Here is a 16512-nt window from a genome sequence, read left to right as displayed (position 1 = left end):
CGGTACGGTTCGGGCATGTGGTTCGACAACTGGTCCGACATCCTCCGGATACTTCTCGTGGGCGCCGCGGCGTACGTCTTCCTCGTGGTGGCGATCCGGGCGTTCGGCAAGCGCACCCTCGCCCAGCTCAACGCCTTCGACTTCATCGTCACCGTCGCGCTGGGTTCGACGCTGGCGACCATCATCCTTAGCTCCGACGTGTCGTGGGCCGAGGGCGCGGTCGCGCTGGCGCTGCTCGTCCTGCTGCAGTACGTCGTCTCCCAGTTGAGGCGACTGCCGGGCGGGCGCAAGGCCCTTACCGCACAGCCGACTCTGCTCGTCCGCGAGGGGATCATCCTCGACGACCAGCTGGGGCGGCACCGGCTCACGCACGCCGACATCCGCCAGACCCTCCGCTCCTCGGGTATCGGGGACCTCGGCGAGGCCGCCGCCGTCATCCTGGAGAGCGACGGGAGCAGGAGCGTCATCACCGGTTCGCAGCTGGGCAACGGCTCCGTTCTCGACGACGTCCCGGGGTGGCCGCGACGCGACGCGGACTGACCCGCCGGCGGGGCGCCGACTGACCCGCCGGCGAGGGGGCGCGCCAGCGGGCCAGAACAGGGTCAGAGAGCGGCGAGGACCTCGTCCGCGATCTCGGACGCCGGCAGCGTGATCGGGCAGACGATCCCGGTCTCGTCGGCCTCGAGCGGCTCCACTGTGCTCAGCTGGGACTCGAGGATCCGCTGGGACGCGAAGTGCCCCCGGCGAGCGGCGAGTCGGGCCGCGATGAGCTCGGGGTCGGTGCCGAGTTCGACGAAGAACACCGGGCGCTCCACCTGCCGCAGTATGTCGCGGTAGGCACGTCGCAGCGCCGAACACGCGACGACGAGCCCCGGGCCGCTGCCCGTCGACCGGTCGCGTTCCCGCATGCCGTCCCGGACCGCGGCCAGCCAGGGCGCGCGGTCATCGTCGGTCAGGGGCTCACCGGCGCTCAGCTTCCGGCGGTTGGCGGGCGGATGCACGTCATCGGCGTCGAGGAACGGCGCACCGAGGCGGTCGGCGATCACACGGGCGACCGTCGATTTCCCGGCACCCGAGACGCCCATGACGACGATGTGGGGTCCGGACACGGGCGACGGCGGCGTCAGATGGTGAAGGCCAGCGACCCGAGGATCGTCCGGCCCAAATCCTCGTCGCCACTGATCTCCACGCCGCTGCCCGGCTCGGCGACGATCCGGCCGGTCGCCGCGCGGACGAAGGTCGGGGTGTCGAAGACCAGTTCCACGGTGGGCTGCGCGGTGTCGTCGACGTCGGCGAGGGCTGCGCGTCCGTCCACGACGACATCGGTGGCCAGCGGCAGATCGGTGCCCGCCTCACCCGTGACGCGGAACCGGACCCGGGAGCCGTCCGGCGCGGCGGCCTTCTTGCCGACGATGCGGGGCAGGGCAGTCACGATCTCCCCGACCGCGAACCGGCCGATGTCGCCGCCGAGGTGATGCTGCATCCCGATGGCCTGCCGGATGTCGTCCTCGTGGATCCAGCAGTCGAAGACCCGCACGCCCATGAAGCGGCGGAACGGAACGCGGCCGACGGGGGAGTCGGTCTCGGCCTCGAGGTCTGCGGCGCTCATCTCGGAGAGCTGCTCCGTGCGCTCGGCGACGACGTCGCGGAAGTCCTCGAACGCGTCCTCGACAGCCAGCGGACGCGCCTCCTGGACGAACTTCTCGTTGAGCTCCGCGATCGGGTTGAGCACGTACTCGCGGGCGGAGGCGGGCACCTCGATGTCCGGGACCTCCTCGCCGGCGAGCAGGTGCTCGGTGCCCGCCACGTGCGCCACCACATCGCGGACGGTCCACCCCGGCAGAGGGGTCGGTGCGATCCAGTCGTCCCTCTTGAGCCCGGCGAGCAGTTCGTCGAGACGCTTCCACTGTTGGATGAGGTGACGGATCTCCTCGGGGGCCTGCCCGGCGGGCTCGGCGGCGGGGGCGTCGGTCGTGACATCGGGGCTGTTGGTGTCCATGGTCACACGCTACTGCGGCGCCGCCCCGCGGGTAGCGTCTGCGGCATGTCGCCGACCACGACCGACCGTCCCACCCTCGCGATCCTGGGAGCCGGTGGCGACCTCACCGAGCGACTCCTGCTCCCCGGGTTGGGGACCCTGCTCGCCACGGATCCCGACCGCGACGTCACCGTCATCGGCTCCGGGCGGTCCGGGATGGACGACGGCGACTGGCGCGACCTCGTCCGCAATGCATTGCGCGCCGGGGACCGCTCCCCGGAGCAGATCGACGGGATCGTGGACTCGACCCGGTTCGTCGAACTGGACGTGACGGACGCCGAGGCCTTCTCCGACTTCATCGACGGGCTGGACGGACCGGTGGTGCTGTACTTCGCCCTCCCTCCGGCCGTCACGGCCGCAGCGTGTGAGGGCCTGCGCGGGCGCCCACTGCGCGACGACGTGCGGTTCGCGCTGGAGAAGCCGTTCGGCGACGACCTCGCCTCGGCGCGCAGGATGAACGCACTGCTCACCGACCTCGTGCCAGAGGACCGCGTGTACCGGGTCGACCACTTCCTCGGGGAGGCGACCGTGCTCAACATCCTCGGCATGCGGTTCGCCAATCGCATCATGGAGCCGGTGTGGACCGCGGAACACGTGGAGCGCATCGACGTGGTCGCGGACGAGACGCTCGCCCTCGAGGGCCGCGCCGGGTACTACGACTCCGCGGGCGCGCTCGTCGACATGCTCCAGTCCCACCTGCTGCTGGTGATGGCGCTGGCGACGATGGATGCACCCGCGCGCCTCGACGCCACCGAACTCCACGACCTCATCGTCACCACGCTGCGTGCGACGCGCGTGTGGGATGGCGATCCGCTCGTCTCCTCGCGCCGGGGCCGCTACACCGCCGGGCGGGCGGGTGGCAGGGACGTGGTGTCCTACGCGGATGAGGACGGCGTCGACCCGGCTCGGGGGACCGAGACGTTCGCCGAGGTCGTCCTGGAGATACGGAACCAGCGGTGGGCCGGGGTGCCGGTGTTCCTGCGGTCGGGCAAGGCGCTGGGCGAGGATTCGATGCGGGTGACGGTGGCGTTCCGGCCGCCGCGCCACGTGCCCGGGGCGTTCTCGGGGAGTGTTCCGCCGACCCGGCTGACGATCGGGATCGCGCCCGACCGGGTGTCCCTCGACCTGGCGACGAACGCGGCCGACGACCGGTTCACGCTCGAGAGCACCCGCCTGTCCGCTGACCTGGGGGACAGCGAGCTGCTGCCGTACGGGGAGGTCCTCGGACGCATCCTCGACGGCGACCGACTGCTGACGGTCCGCGGTGACGTGGCCGAGGAGTGCTGGCGGATCCTCACTCCGGTGATCGAGGCGTGGGAGGCCGGCGGGGTCCCGCTCGAGGAGTACGAGGCGGGTTCCGACGGCCCGGCGGTGGGCGACCGCCGGGAATGACCCGGCCCCGGGTCCGTGGGCGGAACCGGGGCCGGGAGCTGCGGTTGGGCGGGGTCAGCCCCTGCCGCGTTCCGCCGCTTCTCGGACGGCACCCTCGTCGACCCCGTCGGGGTGGCTCACGTAGTGGACGATGCTGGCGACGAGTCCGCCCCAGATCACGAGCAGGAACAGGACCATCATGATGATCGCGGGAGCATCCATTGCTCAGGCCTCCTTGGTCTTGCGGGGGGACGCCGTCGCACCGGACGGGCGGTCGGCGGCGGGAGGGGTGAGGCCCTCCTCGTAGGCGAAGTCGCTCGGATCGTCGTCGACCGTCGGGGGGCCGTCGAGCTGACGGGACCCGCGCCACGGCAGGAGGGACAGGACCACCGACAGCACGAGGATCGTGGCGATCATGCCCCAACCCCAGACGCCGAGGACGGATGCCTCGTACCCCTCGTACGGTTCGGAGATCAGGGTCATGATCTCGCGGATGAGGGAGTAGCCGAGCACGAGCGGCGTGATGACGGCCAGGCACACGATCCAGAACGTGCCCACCCTCCACGAGGACACCGAGTTGAGGTGATCGCGCAACTGCGGGGCGAGGCGCATGCCGAAGATCACCACGACCAACGCGATGAGCGAGATGCCGACGATGCCCAGACTGTTGACGAACTTGTCGAGGATGTCGAGATTCTGCAGGCCGGTCTCTGTGGGCATGAGAAGCAGGGAGATGGCGGCCATCGGGACACCCACCGCCAGCGTGGCCGCGGTGCGCGAGGACCCGATCTTGTCCTGGAAGGACGAGATGACCACCTCGGTGATGGAGATCAGGGACGTGAGGCCCGCCAGGATGAGGCAGACGAAGAACACGACGCCCCAGATCGGCCCGCCCGGCATCTGCGAGATGAGGGCGGGGAAGGCGATGAACGCCAGGCCCGGGCCGCCCCCGACATCGTCCCAGCCGGCTCCCGCCGACGTGGTCACCAGGAAGCCGAGGGTGGCGAAGACGCCGATGCCCGCGAGGACCTCGAACGCCGAGTTGGAGAAGCCCACGACCAGACCGGAGCTGGTGAGGTTGGTCTTGCGCTTGAGGTAGGACGAGTAGGTCAGCATGATGCCGAAGCCGACCGACAGGGAGAAGAAGATCTGACCGTAGGCGGCGATCCACACGGACGGCTCCGTGAGGACGCCCCAGTCGGGCGTGAAGAAGTTGTTGAGACCCTCGAGCGCGCCGTCGAGGAAGAGGGAGCGGACCACCAGGGCCGCGAACAGAGCGACCAGGAGCGGGACGAAGAACATCGCGGTTCGTCCGATGCCCTTCTGCACGCCGGCGAGGAGGACGCCGAGGGTGACGATCCAGACCACCGCGAGGACGATGGCGATGCCCGGCACGAAATCGATGCCGAACCCACTGCCCGCGCGGAGGAAGTCCTCGGCGAAGAAGGTCGCGGACTCCTCGTAAGTCGAGCCCCACCGCTCATCGACGGAGAACCAGGCGTAGCTGGCGGCCCAGGCGATGATGACCGCGTAGTAGACCGCGATGACGAAGGAGACCAGGACCTGGATCCACCCGATGGGTTCGGCGAACCGGTTCATCCGCCGGAAGCTCAACGGGGCGGATCCGCGGAAGCGGTGACCGATGGCGTAGTCGAAGAACAACAGGGGGAGACCCGCGGTGAGAAGTGCCACCAGGTAGGGCAGCAGGAAGGCGCCGCCACCGTTGTCGTAGGCCACGAAGGGGAAGCGCCAGATGTTGCCCAGGCCGACGGCGGAGCCGATGGCGGCGAAGACGAAGACGGAGCGACGGGAAAACGTCTCCCGCGGCTTCACCCCGCTTCGGGTGGTTGGTCGTGTCATGGGACGACTCCTTGTCGACGGGCGGGCCCGCGGGCCCGCGCGGTCCTGTCATGGGACGGTGCGTGCGTCCCCGGCGTGTACCAACTTCTAGCCCGGCCGTTGCGTGTTGGTGACCGGATCGACGCAATCGCTGCATCGAGATGTGTGACTCGTGGGAATACGGTAAGCCCATGAGGACCGATATCGGCACACGAAGCGCGGAAAATCGCACGTCTGCATTCCGCGCGGTGGCGTCGGCGGTCGTCGCCGGTGTCCTCGCGGTGGGGGCGGTGAATCCGGCGATCGCCTCCGCTCCGAGCCCGACAGGCCCGGCCGGCTCACCGGCCCCCGTTGCGGCGCAGGATCCCGTGGTGGCGCCGGTCCCGGTGCCGGCCGACCTCGTGGAGGAGACGGGGTCGTGGTTCGCGCACGGACACACCCTGGATCTTCGCGCGGACGGGACGGGAACCTTCGCGGTGTGGGTCGGGGCCTTCGACGGGACCCTGATCGACGTGAGCCTCATCCCCGCTCCGGGGCCCGCCACCGTCGCAGAAGTGGTGGGTGTCGAGACGGTCGGCGCCGGCGCCCTGGGGCCGGACGGGACACCGGGCATCGGGGGACTGGTGACCATCGCCTTCGGCGCTCCGGTGCGGACGGCGCATGTCGAGTGGACGTCGGGGCCGCGACGCCTCTCCGCCGATCTGTGTCCCACGGAAGACCTCGACGCGGTCGCCATGGCGATCCTGCGCTGCGGCGCCTGACGCAACCGGTCGCTGTCCGCGACACGCCGTGGGGGCGTCCGCGACACGCCGTGGGGGGTCGAGGAACGCCTGAGAACGAGATAACGATCAGGTAACGGGACCGTCGGCAAACCTGAGACCCCCCTCACCTGTTGATATGAGGCTCGCGTCATGTCCGAATGTGACACGGATCACCCGACGCGCGATCACCGGGTCGCGTGTTTCGGTCGCGCGTACCCCCTCAAGCTGAGGAACCCCTCAAGTTCGTGTGGCAATCTGTGTCCTGCGCCGTAACCGCTGGCCGGCCGACGCGATGTCCCTGACGCAGTGCCCAAGGAGTTCCCCACGTGACGATCGATGACCGCGACCTCACCCCCCGCCCGCTCGAGACCGGCTTCGCCGCCCGCCGCGGCGCCCCCGCTCTCGCAGACGAGCTCCGTGAGGGCACGGCCTATGCGCTCGCCTTCGGTGGACAGGGCATCGCCTGGCGCGACGCGCTGAGCGACCTCATCGACGGCACGGGTATCGGACCGGAGCTCCAGGACCTGGTCGACGCCTCCGTCGCGTTGACCGAGCCCGTCCACGACGAGATCGCCGTCGTCCGCACGCACGGCTTCCGGCCCATCGAGTGGGCCAACACCACCACCGGTGAGGACGAGGACGGCGCGGACCTGCCCGACGACGCCTCCCTCTCCGCTGCCGCGGTCTCGCTGCCCGCGGTGCTGCTCACGCAGATGGGTGCCCTGCGGGCTCTCGCCGCCGAGGGCTTCGACGTCAATGACACGACCCCCGCGGCCGTGGTCGGCCACTCCCAGGGCATCCTCGCCGTCGAGTCGGTGGAGACCTTCGGGTCCATCGACGACCGGCTGCTGGCCGTCGCCGAGCTCATCGGCGCCGCCGCCACCCTGGTCGGACGGCGCGTCGGTCTGTTCCGCCGCGGCGAGGCGAGCCCCATGGTGGGAGTGTCGGGGATCGACGGCGAGGACCTGCGCACGCTGGTCGACGAGCTGTTCGCCGGCGTCGACGCCACGATCCGCCCCACCGTCTCCATCCGCAACGCGCAGCGCCGTCACGTCGTGGTCGGTCGACCGGACGATCTCGAGGAGCTGCGTCGCCACTGCGCCGACCTCGAGGCTGAGTCGCGTCGTCGCCGAGAGGCCAAGCTCACCGGCGGCGAGATCTTCGCCCCCGTCTTCGACCCGCTCGACGTCGAGGTCGGGTTCCACCACCCCGCGATGGCCCCGGCCGTCGACGTCGTCTCCCGCTGGGCGGAGCGCTGTGGCCTGGACGCCGACCGCGCCGCCCACCTCGCCCGCCAATTCTTCGCCGAGCCGGTCGACTGGGTCGAGGAGATGGCCGAGACCCTGCACGCCGGGGCCCAGTGGATCCTCGACATGGGCCCGGGCGAGGCGCTGACCCGCCTCAACCGCTCCGTGATCCGCGGCCAGGGCGTCGGCGTGGTCGCCGCCGCCACCCGCGGCGGCCTGCGCAACCTGTTCACCCCGGGTGCGACCCCGCCGATCGAGCGGCCGTGGACCGCGTTCCAGCCGCAGTTGGTCACCCTGCCCGACGGCAGCGTCCACGTGGAGACCTCCTTCACCCGCCTCACCGGCTGCTCGCCGATCCTCCTCGCCGGAATGACGCCGACCACCGTGGATCCCGCGATCGTCGCCGCCGCGGCCAACGCGGGCCACTGGGCCGAGCTCGCCGGCGGCGGCCAGGTCACCGAGGCGATCTTCGCCGAGAACACCCAGCGCCTCACCGAGCTCCTCGAGCCCGGTCGCAGCGCCCAGTTCAACTCGCTGTTCCTCGACCCCTACCTGTGGAAGCTGCAGGTCGGAGGCAAGCGTCTCGTCCAGCGTGCCCGCGCCGCGGGAGTGCCCTTCGACGGTGTGATCGTCACCGCCGGCATCCCCGAGCTCGACGAATCGGTCGCCCTCATCGAGGAGCTCACCGAGGCCGGCCTGCGGCACGTGAGCTTCAAGCCGGGCACCGTCGCCCAGATCCGCCAGGTCGTGCGCATCGCCGCCGAGGTCCCCCACATGCCGGTGATCGTCCAGGTCGAGGGCGGCCGCGCCGGCGGTCACCACTCGTGGGAGGACCTCGACGCCCTCCTGTTGGCCACCTACGCCATGCTGCGCGAGCGGCCCAACGTCGTCCTCTGCGTCGGCGGTGGCATCGGCACCCCCGAGCGGGCGGCCGACTACCTCACCGGGTCCTGGGCCAACGCCCACGGCTACCCGGCCATGCCCGTCGACGGCATCCTCGTCGGCACCGCCGCCATGGCCACCCTCGAGGCCACCACCAGCCCCCAGGTCAAGCAGATGCTCGTCGACACCGTCGGCGTCGACGCCTGGGTCGGTGCCGGCCAGGCCGACGGCGGCATGGCCTCCGGCCGCAGCCAGCTCGGTGCGGACATCCACGAGATCGACAACACCGCCGCGCGCACCGGGCGCCTCCTCGACGAGGTCGCCGGTGACGCCGACGCCGTCGCCGCCCGCCGCGACGAGATCATCGCCGCGATCAACGGCACCGCCAAGCCCTACTTCGGCGACCTCGACTCCATGACCTACGAGCAGTGGCTGCGCCGCTTCGTCGAGCTCTCCCTCGCCCCCGGCGCCTCCGTCGACGGGTCGAGCACCCACACCACGGACGACTTCGACCTGGGCGCCGACTTCGGCGGCGACGTGGCCGACTGCACCCGCTCGGTGTGGCTCGACCCCACCATCCGCGAGCGCTTCCACCGCATGGTGCAGCGCACCGAGGCACGACTCGACGCCGCCGACACCGGTCGCATCGTCTCGGCGTTCCCTCGCGAGGAGTCCATGGAGCGCCCGGCCGAGGTGATCGCCGCCCTCGCCGCCCGGTACCCCGGGCTCGCCGACGCCGTGCTGCACCCGGCCGACGCCGCCGAGTTCTTCGACATCTGCCGTATGCCCGGCAAGCCCGTGCCGTTCGTGCCCGTCATCGACGGTGACGTGCGCCGCTGGTGGCGCTCGGACTCGCTGTGGCAGGCTCACGACCCGCGCTACGACGCCGACGCCGTGTGCATCATCCCCGGCACGACCGCCGTCGCGGGCATCACCCGCGTCGACGAGCCGGTGGGCGACCTCCTCGACCGCTTCGAGGCCGCGACCGCCGACCGGGTGTCCGGCTACCTCCCCTCCACCGAGGCCGTGAGCAGCCGCCGCCGCGGGATCGTCACCACCGCCAGCGGGCCCGTCGCCGACGTGCTCAACAGCCCCGACGTCACCTGGGCCGGCCGTCTCGTCATCAGCCCCGTCCACCGCCTCGGCGTGCTCCACGCCTGGGAGATCGACGCCGAGGGCGTCGGCCGCCACCCCGTCTCCGGCGCCGTGCTCACCCCGGCCGCCGACGGCCGGACCGTCGACCTGACGCTGCCCGTCGGCCCGACCGAGATGACCATCACCATCACCCTCGGCGACGCCGTGGCCACCGGCGCCGCGCCGGTCGTCACCGACGCCGCCGCCGAGGCCGCCATGCGCACCCTGCTCGCCACCGCCGCCGGCGTCGGCCGCGGCGGTGCGGGTGGCTCCGTGATCGATGCCCTCCCCGAGGTCGACGGCAACACCGCCACCGCGCGCTTCACCTTCGAGCCCACCCTCGTCGTCGACCACACGGGCGTGACCGCGGGCAGCCTGCCCACCTCGCTCGTGCCGTCCGCCGGCGTCCCGGACGCCCTCGTGGGCGCCGCCTGGCCCGCCGTGTTCGCCGTGCTCGGCGAGACGAGCCGCCCGAGTGGCACCGGCACCGTCGTCGAGGGACTGCTCGATCTGGTCCATCTGGACCACGGTGTCCGCATGCACGCGGCGCTGCCGCAGCAGGAGACCTACCTCGTCGTCGTCGCCCGGTCCGGCGGTGTCCGCGACACCGACCTCGGTCGGGTGGTCGAGGTGTCGGTCGAGGTGGCCGCGGAGGAGTCCGACGGCACCCGCACCCCGCTGTGCACCCTGTCCGAGCGGTTCGCGATCCGCGGCCGCACGGGCCGCGCCGAGGTGGGCGACCCCCGCCCCGCCGGCGGCGCCCTCGTCACCCCGTCCGGTGGGGCCGCGGAGCCCGCCGAGACCTCCCGCCAGGCGCGCGTGTCCACCACGATCACGGCGCCGCACGACATGACCGCGTTCGCTCTGGTCTCGGGCGACCACAACCCGATCCACGTCTCCGACACCGCGGCCGAACTGGCCGGACTGGGCGGCGTGATCGTCCACGGCATGTGGCTCTCGGCCGCCGCGCAGCACGCGGTGCAGGCCTCGGACGGGAAGACCCCCGCCCTGCGGATCGCCGGCTGGACCGCCCGCATGCTCGCCCCGGTCCGTCCGGGCGACCACATCAAGGTCCGTGCCGTGCAGACCGGCCGCCACGCCGGCGGCCAGGTCCTCGAGGTCACGTGCACGGTCGACGGCGCCACCGTCATGGCCGCCACCGCGCTGACCGAGGCCCCGCGCACCGTCTACGCCTTCCCCGGCCAGGGCATCCAGGCCAAGGGGATGGGCATGGAGGGCCGCACCCGCTGCCCCGCCGCCCGCGAGATCTGGGACCGCGCCGACAAGCACACCCGCTCCGCGCTCGGCTTCTCGATCCTGGCGCTCGTCCGCGAGAACCCCACCGAGGTCACCGTCCGCGGTGAGGTCCACCGGCATCCCGACGGCGTGCTCTACCTGACGCAGTTCACCCAGGTCGCCATGGCCTGCCTGGCGGTGGCGCAGCGCGCCGAGCTCGAGGCCGACGGCCTGCTCATCGAGGACGCGTACTTCGCGGGTCACTCGATCGGCGAGTACGACGCCCTGGCCGCCATCTCCGGTGTGCTGGCGTTGGAGCCGCTGCTGGAGATCGTCTTCCAGCGCGGGTCGACCATGCACCAGCTGGTGCCGCGTGACGCCCACGGCCGTTCGGACTACCGCATGGCCGCGATCCGCCCGTCCCAGATGGGGATCTCGGACGACGAGGTCGCCGACTGGGTGGCCGGCGTGTCCCGCGAGTCCGGCGAGTTCATCGAGATCGTCAACTACAACCTGGCGGGCTCGCAGTACGCGCTCGCCGGGACCGTCGCCGGGTGCAAGGCACTGGAGAAGGCCGTCGAGCGCGAGCTCGCGGTCTCGGGCGGCAAGAACGCCTTCATCCTGGTGCCCGGCATCGACGTGCCGTTCCACTCCACCGTCCTGCGCGGCGGCGTCCCGGACTTCCGGGCCACCCTCGACGAGCTGATCCCGCACGACATCGACATCTCGGTGCTCGTGGGCCGCTACGTGCCGAACCTCGTGCCGCGCCTGTTCAGCCTCGAGCGCGACTTCGTGCAGGAGATCGCCGATCTCGTGCCGGCCGACTCGCTGGCCGAGGTCCTCGCGAACTGGGACGAGTGGGCCGCCACCCCCACGCGACTGGGCCGCCTGCTGCTCGTAGAGCTGCTGGCCTGGCAGTTCGCCAGCCCGGTCCGGTGGATCGAGACCCAGGAGCTGTTCTTCACGCCCGTAGAGCGTGGCGGACTCGGTATCGAGCAGTTCATCGAGGTCGGTGTCTCCAACGCCCCGACCGTCGCGAACCTCGCCTCCAAGACCCTCGACCTGCCCACGCACCGCGGCCCCCGGGCCCAGGTGATCAACATCGAGCGCGACTCGGCGACGTTGTACGGCACCCTGCCGCCCAGCGTGGAGGTCGACGACGACGAGCTGGACGCCGGCGACGGCTCCGCCTCCACCGGCTCCACCACCACTGGTTCGACCAACACCGCGGCTGCCGACCAGGCAGCCCCCACAGACCCCGCACCGGCCGTCAACACCCCCGGCACGGCCGGTGCGGACCGATCAGACGCGGCTCCGGCCGCGACCGCCGCCCCCGGTGCACCCCGCCCGGACGACCTCGAGTTCGGCGCGCCCGCCGCCACCCGCATGCTGGTGGCGCTGCGCACCAAGGTCCGTCCCGAGCAGATCGCGTCCGGCGACTCCATCGAGACGCTGTGCGACGGCGTGTCCTCGCGCCGCAACCAGCTGCTGCTGGACCTGGGCACCGAGCTGAGCCTGGGCGCCATCGACGGCGCCGCCGAGGCGGACTTCCCGACCCTGGCCGACCAGGTCTCACGACTGGCACGCGGGTACGCCCCGTTCGGCCCCGTGCTGTCCGACGCGGTCGGCGAGGCGCTGCGCGCGGTCCTCGGCCGCACCGGCAAGCGGGCCGCCTACATCACCGAGCGCGTGACCGGTCCCTGGGAGCTCGGCTCCGGCTGGGCCCAGCACGTGATCGCCGAGATCGCGCTGGGCACCCGTGACGGCGCCTCCATCCGTGGGGGCGACCTGGCCACTCTCGACGCCTCGGGCGTCAAGGACGTGGCCGGCCTGGACTCGCTCATCGACGCCGCCGTGTCGGCCGTCGGTGCCGCGCACGGTGTGGCCGTCGCGATGCCGTCGTCCGGCGCCGGAGGCGGGGGAGTCGTCGACTCCGCCGCGCTGACCGAGTTCGCCGACGAGATCACCGGCGTCGACGGTGTCCTGGCCCGCGCCGCACGCGGCGTGCTCACCCGCCTCGGACACCTCGAGCCCGAGACCGTCGACCTGCTCGCCGAGGCCGACCCGGACTCCGAGCTGGCCGACCTCGTGGCCGCAGAACTCGGCGCCGACTGGCGCCGCGTGGTGGCCCCGGCCTTCGACGCCGGCCGCGCCGTCCTCATGGACGACCGCTGGGCCTCGGCCCGCGAGGACTTGGCCCGCCTGTGGACCCGGTCCGACGTGCCCGCCGACGCGGCGGACGCCTTCCGCGGTGCCGGCGAGATCGTCGCCGAGCAGGCCCGCTGGTGGGCGGCCCGGGCGACCGATGCCCGCCGCGACGCCCTGGCGAGCGCCTACCGGGAGATCTCGGAGGTCGCGGCCGAGGAGTTCGTCGGCGAGTACGCGGGTGACGTCGCCGTCGTCACCGGCGCCGGCAAGGGCTCCATCGCCGCCGCCGTCACCGGACGCCTCCTGGCGGGCGGCGCCACCGTGGTGGCCACCACCTCCAACCTGGACCAGTCCAAGCTGGCCTTCTTCAAGGACCTGTACCGCAGCAACGCCCGTGGCGGCGCGGCGCTGTGGGTCCTGCCGGCCAACCTGACCTCCTACTCGGACGTCGACGCGCTGGTCGAGTGGGTCGGGTCCGAGCACGCCGAGTCGGCCGGTGGCCAGACCACCGTGCTCAAGCCGGCCCTCACCCCGACGCTGCTGTTCCCGTTCGCGGCCCCCCGCGTCCAGGGCTCGATGGCCGACGCCGGCCCGCGCGCCGAGACCGAGATGCGCGTCCTGCTGTGGGGCGTGGAGAAGCTCGTCGCCGGACTCGGTGCGATCGGTGCCGACACCGACGTCGACTCCCGCCTGCACGTGGTCCTGCCGGGCTCGCCCAACCGGGGCATGTTCGGCGGCGACGGCGCCTACGGCGAGGCCAAGGCCGCGCTCGACGCCATGATCGCCAAGTGGGGCTCGGAGAAGTCCTGGTCGGAGCGCGTGACGTTCGTCCACGCGATCATCGGCTGGGTCCGCGGCACCGGCCTCATGGGTCACAACGACCCGCTCGTCGAGGCCGTCGAGGCCGCGGGCGTGTCCACCTGGTCGACGGCCGAGATGGCTGCCGAGCTGCTGCGCTGGTGCACCCCGGACTTCCGTTCCGCGGCCGGTGACGCCCCCGTCACCGTCGACCTCACCGGCGGACTCGGCACGGCCGACCTGGACATGTCGGCCCTCGCGGCGGACCGTCCGGCCGCCCCCACCGAGGCCTCGACCGAGGACGCCGCGGGCACGATCGCCGCGCTGCCCTCGCTGCCGACGGTCACCGCCGATGAGCGTCCCGAGTGGGGCGAGGTCACCCAGCAGCTCGAGGACATGGTCGTGATGGTGGGCGCCGGCGAGGTCGGCCCCTACGGCAGTGCCCGCACCCGCTTCGAGGTGGAGACCACCGGCGACCTCACCGCCGCCGGTGTGGTCGAGCTGGCCTGGTCGACCGGGCTCATCACCTGGGAGGACTCGCCGCGCGCCGGCTGGACGGTCACCTCCTCCGGTGACCCGATCGACGAGGCCGACATCGCCGAGCGTTTCCACGACGAGGTCCTCGCCCGGGTGGGCGTGCGCACCTACGCCGACGATTCGCGCGCGGAGATGTTCGACAACACCTCGCCGCAGCTCACCTCGGTGTTCCTGCCGGAGGATCTGTCCTTCGTGGTGGACGACGAGGCCCAGGCCCGCGCCTACCAGTCCGACGACCCGGAGAACACCGTCGTCACCCGCAGCGAGGACGGCGAGTGGACGGTCACCCGCAAGGCCGGCACCGAGATCCGGGTGCCGCGCCGCGCCACCCTGACCCGGGTGGTCGGTGGGCAGATCCCCACCGGCTTCGACCCCACGGCGTGGGGCATCCCCGCCGACATGGTCTCCGGTATCGACCGGGTGGCGGCGTGGAACCTGGTCGCCACCGTGGACGCCTTCATCTCCTCGGGCTTCACCCCGGCGGAGCTGCTGGCCCACGTCCACCCGGCCGACGTCGCCAACACGCAGGGCACCGGCATGGGCGGCATGACCAGCATGCGCTCGCTGTACATCGACGGCATCCTCGGCCGCAGCCGCGCCAACGACACGCTGCAGGAGGCGCTGCCGAACGTGGTGGCCGCGCACGTCATGCAGTCCTACGTCGGCGGCTACGGTTCGATGGTCCACCCGGTGGCGGCCTGCGCCACCACCGCGGTGAGCGTCGAGGAAGGGTTCGACAAGATCCGCGCCGGCAAGGCCGAGTTCGTGGTGGCCGGCGGGTTCGACGACCTGTCCACCGAGGGCATCCAGGGCTTCGCCGACATGTCCGCGACCGCCGACTCCGCGGCCATGGCGGCCAAGGGGATCGACGAGCGGCACTACAGCCGGGCCAACGACCGGCGGCGCGGCGGGTTCGTCGAGTCGCAGGGCGGCGGCACGATCCTGCTGGCGCGCGGCGACGTCGCGGCCCGCATGGGCCTGCCGGTCACGGGCGTCGTGGCCTGGGCCGGGTCGTACGCGGACGGTGCGCACACCTCCATCCCGGCCCCCGGCCTGGGTGCGCTCGGTGCCGGTCGCGGTGGGCAGCGCTCGCCGCTGGCCCGCGGGCTCGCACAGCTCGGCCTGACCGCAGACGACGTGGCCGTGGTGAGCAAGCACGACACCTCGACCAAGGCCAACGACCCCAACGAGTCCGACCTGCACGAGCGGCTCGCCGCCGCGATCGGTCGGTCGGAGGGCAACCCGCTGTTCGTGGTGTCGCAGAAGTCGCTCACCGGGCACGCCAAGGGTGGCGCCGCGGCATTCCAGCTCATCGGGCTGACCCAGATGCTGCGGTCGGGCACGCTGCCGCCGAACCGCGCCCTGGACTGCGTCGACGACGTCCTGGACCGCCACCGCCACCTGGTGTGGCTGCGGGAGACCCTGCAGCTTGGCGGTGACCTGCCGCTCAAGGCCGGTCTGCTGACCTCGCTGGGCTTCGGCCACGTCTCGGGCCTCATCGCCGTCGCCCACCCGGAGGCCTTCCACCGGGCGGTCGCCGCGGAGTACGGGCAGGACGAGTCCGAGCGCATCCGCGAGGCCGGCCTGCGGCGCGAACGTGAGGGCGCCCGTCGCCTGACCGATGCCATCTACGGCGGGGAGGCGCTCTACGCCCGTCCCGAGGCGCGTCGAATGGGCGAGGGTTCCGCCGACGAGGTCAAGGAGCGCGAGGCCGCGGTCCTGCTCGATCCGGCCGCGCGACTCGACGCCGACGGCATCCTCGCGGCTGCCGGGTCCGCGGAGACCGCCGGCCGGGCAGTGATGGCCGGGCAGTGACGACCGGGGTGAGAGGCGTCGGGGTCGACATCGTCGACCTCGGCGCCTTCGCCGCGTCTCTGGCCGAACCCGGCACGCGGCTCACCAGGGCGTTCTCGGCCACCGAGCGCAGGCAGTGCCGCGAACGCGCCGAATCCCGCGGGGCGAGACCGGGGGAGGCCACGGTGTCGTCGTCGTCAGGTGCGTCGGGGGCCTCGGCGCCTGGGACCTCGGGGCCGGCGCCCGCCCGCCGGGAGGACCCGCTGGCGCGTCACCTCGCTGCCCGCTGGGCGGCGAAGGAGGCGGTCGTCAAGGCATGGTCGGCGGCGCTGTATGGCGAGCCCCCGCCCATTGCCCCGGACCTGCTGCGGTGGTCCGAGATCGAGACCGTGTGCGATAACTGGGGTCGACCCTCCGTGCGGCTGGGGGGAGAGGTGGCCCGTCAGGTGGCCGCGACAATCGGCGAGGGCGCTCGTTGGAACGTTTCACTCAGCCACGACGGTGGATCGGCGATCGCGTTCGTGGTGCTCGAGGGCCCGGGCGGCTAGTAGCGCGGCCGCCAGCCGCTGTGCGCGCCGGGCTGCCGTTTGCGTCCGGCCACCGCCTGCGCCCGGCCACCGCCTGCGCCCGGCCACCGCCGCGCCGGCGACTAACGCGTCCTCTTCGGCTTGTGCGTCCGGTCTGCTCGCAGATGGAGGGGCAGTGCGCTCTGAATGGTCCATTCCGG

9 protein-coding genes are annotated in these 16512 nt (G+C 72.3%); 5 read left to right on the top strand and 4 right to left on the bottom strand.

All coding sequences use genetic code 11. The features are described 5' to 3' along the window. Positions 1-15: 15 nt before the first annotated feature. Positions 16-540 (top strand): DUF421 domain-containing protein, encoded by a 525-nt coding sequence (locus Q2K20_RS11325; RefSeq protein ID WP_067719879.1) that lies wholly within the window; start codon positions 16-18, stop codon positions 538-540. A gap of 62 nt (positions 541-602) precedes the next feature. Here Q2K20_RS11325 and Q2K20_RS11320 read toward each other — a convergent pair whose 3' ends face one another. Beyond that, positions 603-1109, bottom strand: a complete 507-nt coding sequence (locus Q2K20_RS11320; RefSeq protein ID WP_235027898.1) for a gluconokinase — start codon at positions 1107-1109, stop codon at positions 603-605. 14 nt (positions 1110-1123) lie between these two features. Next, positions 1124-1999: a maleylpyruvate isomerase family mycothiol-dependent enzyme gene (locus Q2K20_RS11315; RefSeq protein ID WP_301162312.1), complete on the bottom strand. Its 876-nt coding sequence runs from the start codon at positions 1997-1999 to the stop codon at positions 1124-1126. 45 nt (positions 2000-2044) lie between these two features. Here Q2K20_RS11315 and Q2K20_RS11310 point away from each other — a divergent pair, with 45 nt between their 5' ends. Beyond that, positions 2045-3430, top strand: a complete 1386-nt coding sequence (locus tag Q2K20_RS11310; RefSeq protein WP_067719873.1) for a glucose-6-phosphate dehydrogenase — start codon at positions 2045-2047, stop codon at positions 3428-3430. A gap of 54 nt (positions 3431-3484) precedes the next feature. Here the strand turns inward: Q2K20_RS11310 and Q2K20_RS11305 are convergent, their stop codons facing one another. Together Q2K20_RS11305 and Q2K20_RS11300 are read right to left on the bottom strand one after the other, a co-directional pair. Beyond that, on the bottom strand, positions 3485-3631 hold the full coding sequence (locus Q2K20_RS11305; protein WP_082924111.1) for a methionine/alanine import family NSS transporter small subunit: 147 nt from the start codon (positions 3629-3631) through the stop codon (positions 3485-3487). A gap of 3 nt (positions 3632-3634) precedes the next feature. Then, the gene (locus Q2K20_RS11300) at positions 3635-5269 is read right to left on the bottom strand and encodes a sodium-dependent transporter (protein ID WP_067719869.1); all 1635 of its coding nucleotides are present in this window, start codon (positions 5267-5269) and stop codon (positions 3635-3637) included. 170 nt (positions 5270-5439) lie between these two features. On the opposite strand from Q2K20_RS11300, the gene Q2K20_RS11295 reads away from it, so the two are divergent. The 3 genes from Q2K20_RS11295 to Q2K20_RS11285 all read left to right on the top strand — a co-directional run bounded on the left by Q2K20_RS11295 (position 5440) and on the right by Q2K20_RS11285 (position 16333). Continuing rightward, positions 5440-6009, top strand: coding sequence for a hypothetical protein (locus tag Q2K20_RS11295; protein WP_132062076.1), 570 nt, complete (start codon positions 5440-5442; stop codon positions 6007-6009). A gap of 326 nt (positions 6010-6335) precedes the next feature. Then, complete coding sequence (locus Q2K20_RS11290) at positions 6336-15806, top strand: polyketide synthase (RefSeq protein WP_317176801.1); 9471 nt, start codon at positions 6336-6338, stop codon at positions 15804-15806. Then, positions 15803-16333, top strand: a complete 531-nt coding sequence (locus Q2K20_RS11285; RefSeq protein ID WP_067719860.1) for a holo-ACP synthase — start codon at positions 15803-15805, stop codon at positions 16331-16333. Before Q2K20_RS11290 ends, Q2K20_RS11285 begins: the two co-directional genes overlap by 4 nt. The last annotated feature ends 179 nt before the right edge of the window (positions 16334-16512 follow it).

It is taken from the genome of Dietzia sp. IN118 (assembly GCF_032905965.1).
In the GTDB taxonomy this organism is placed as follows: Bacteria; Actinomycetota; Actinomycetes; order Mycobacteriales; family Mycobacteriaceae; genus Dietzia; species Dietzia kunjamensis.
This window is presented reverse-complemented; position numbering and strand designations above follow the sequence as displayed.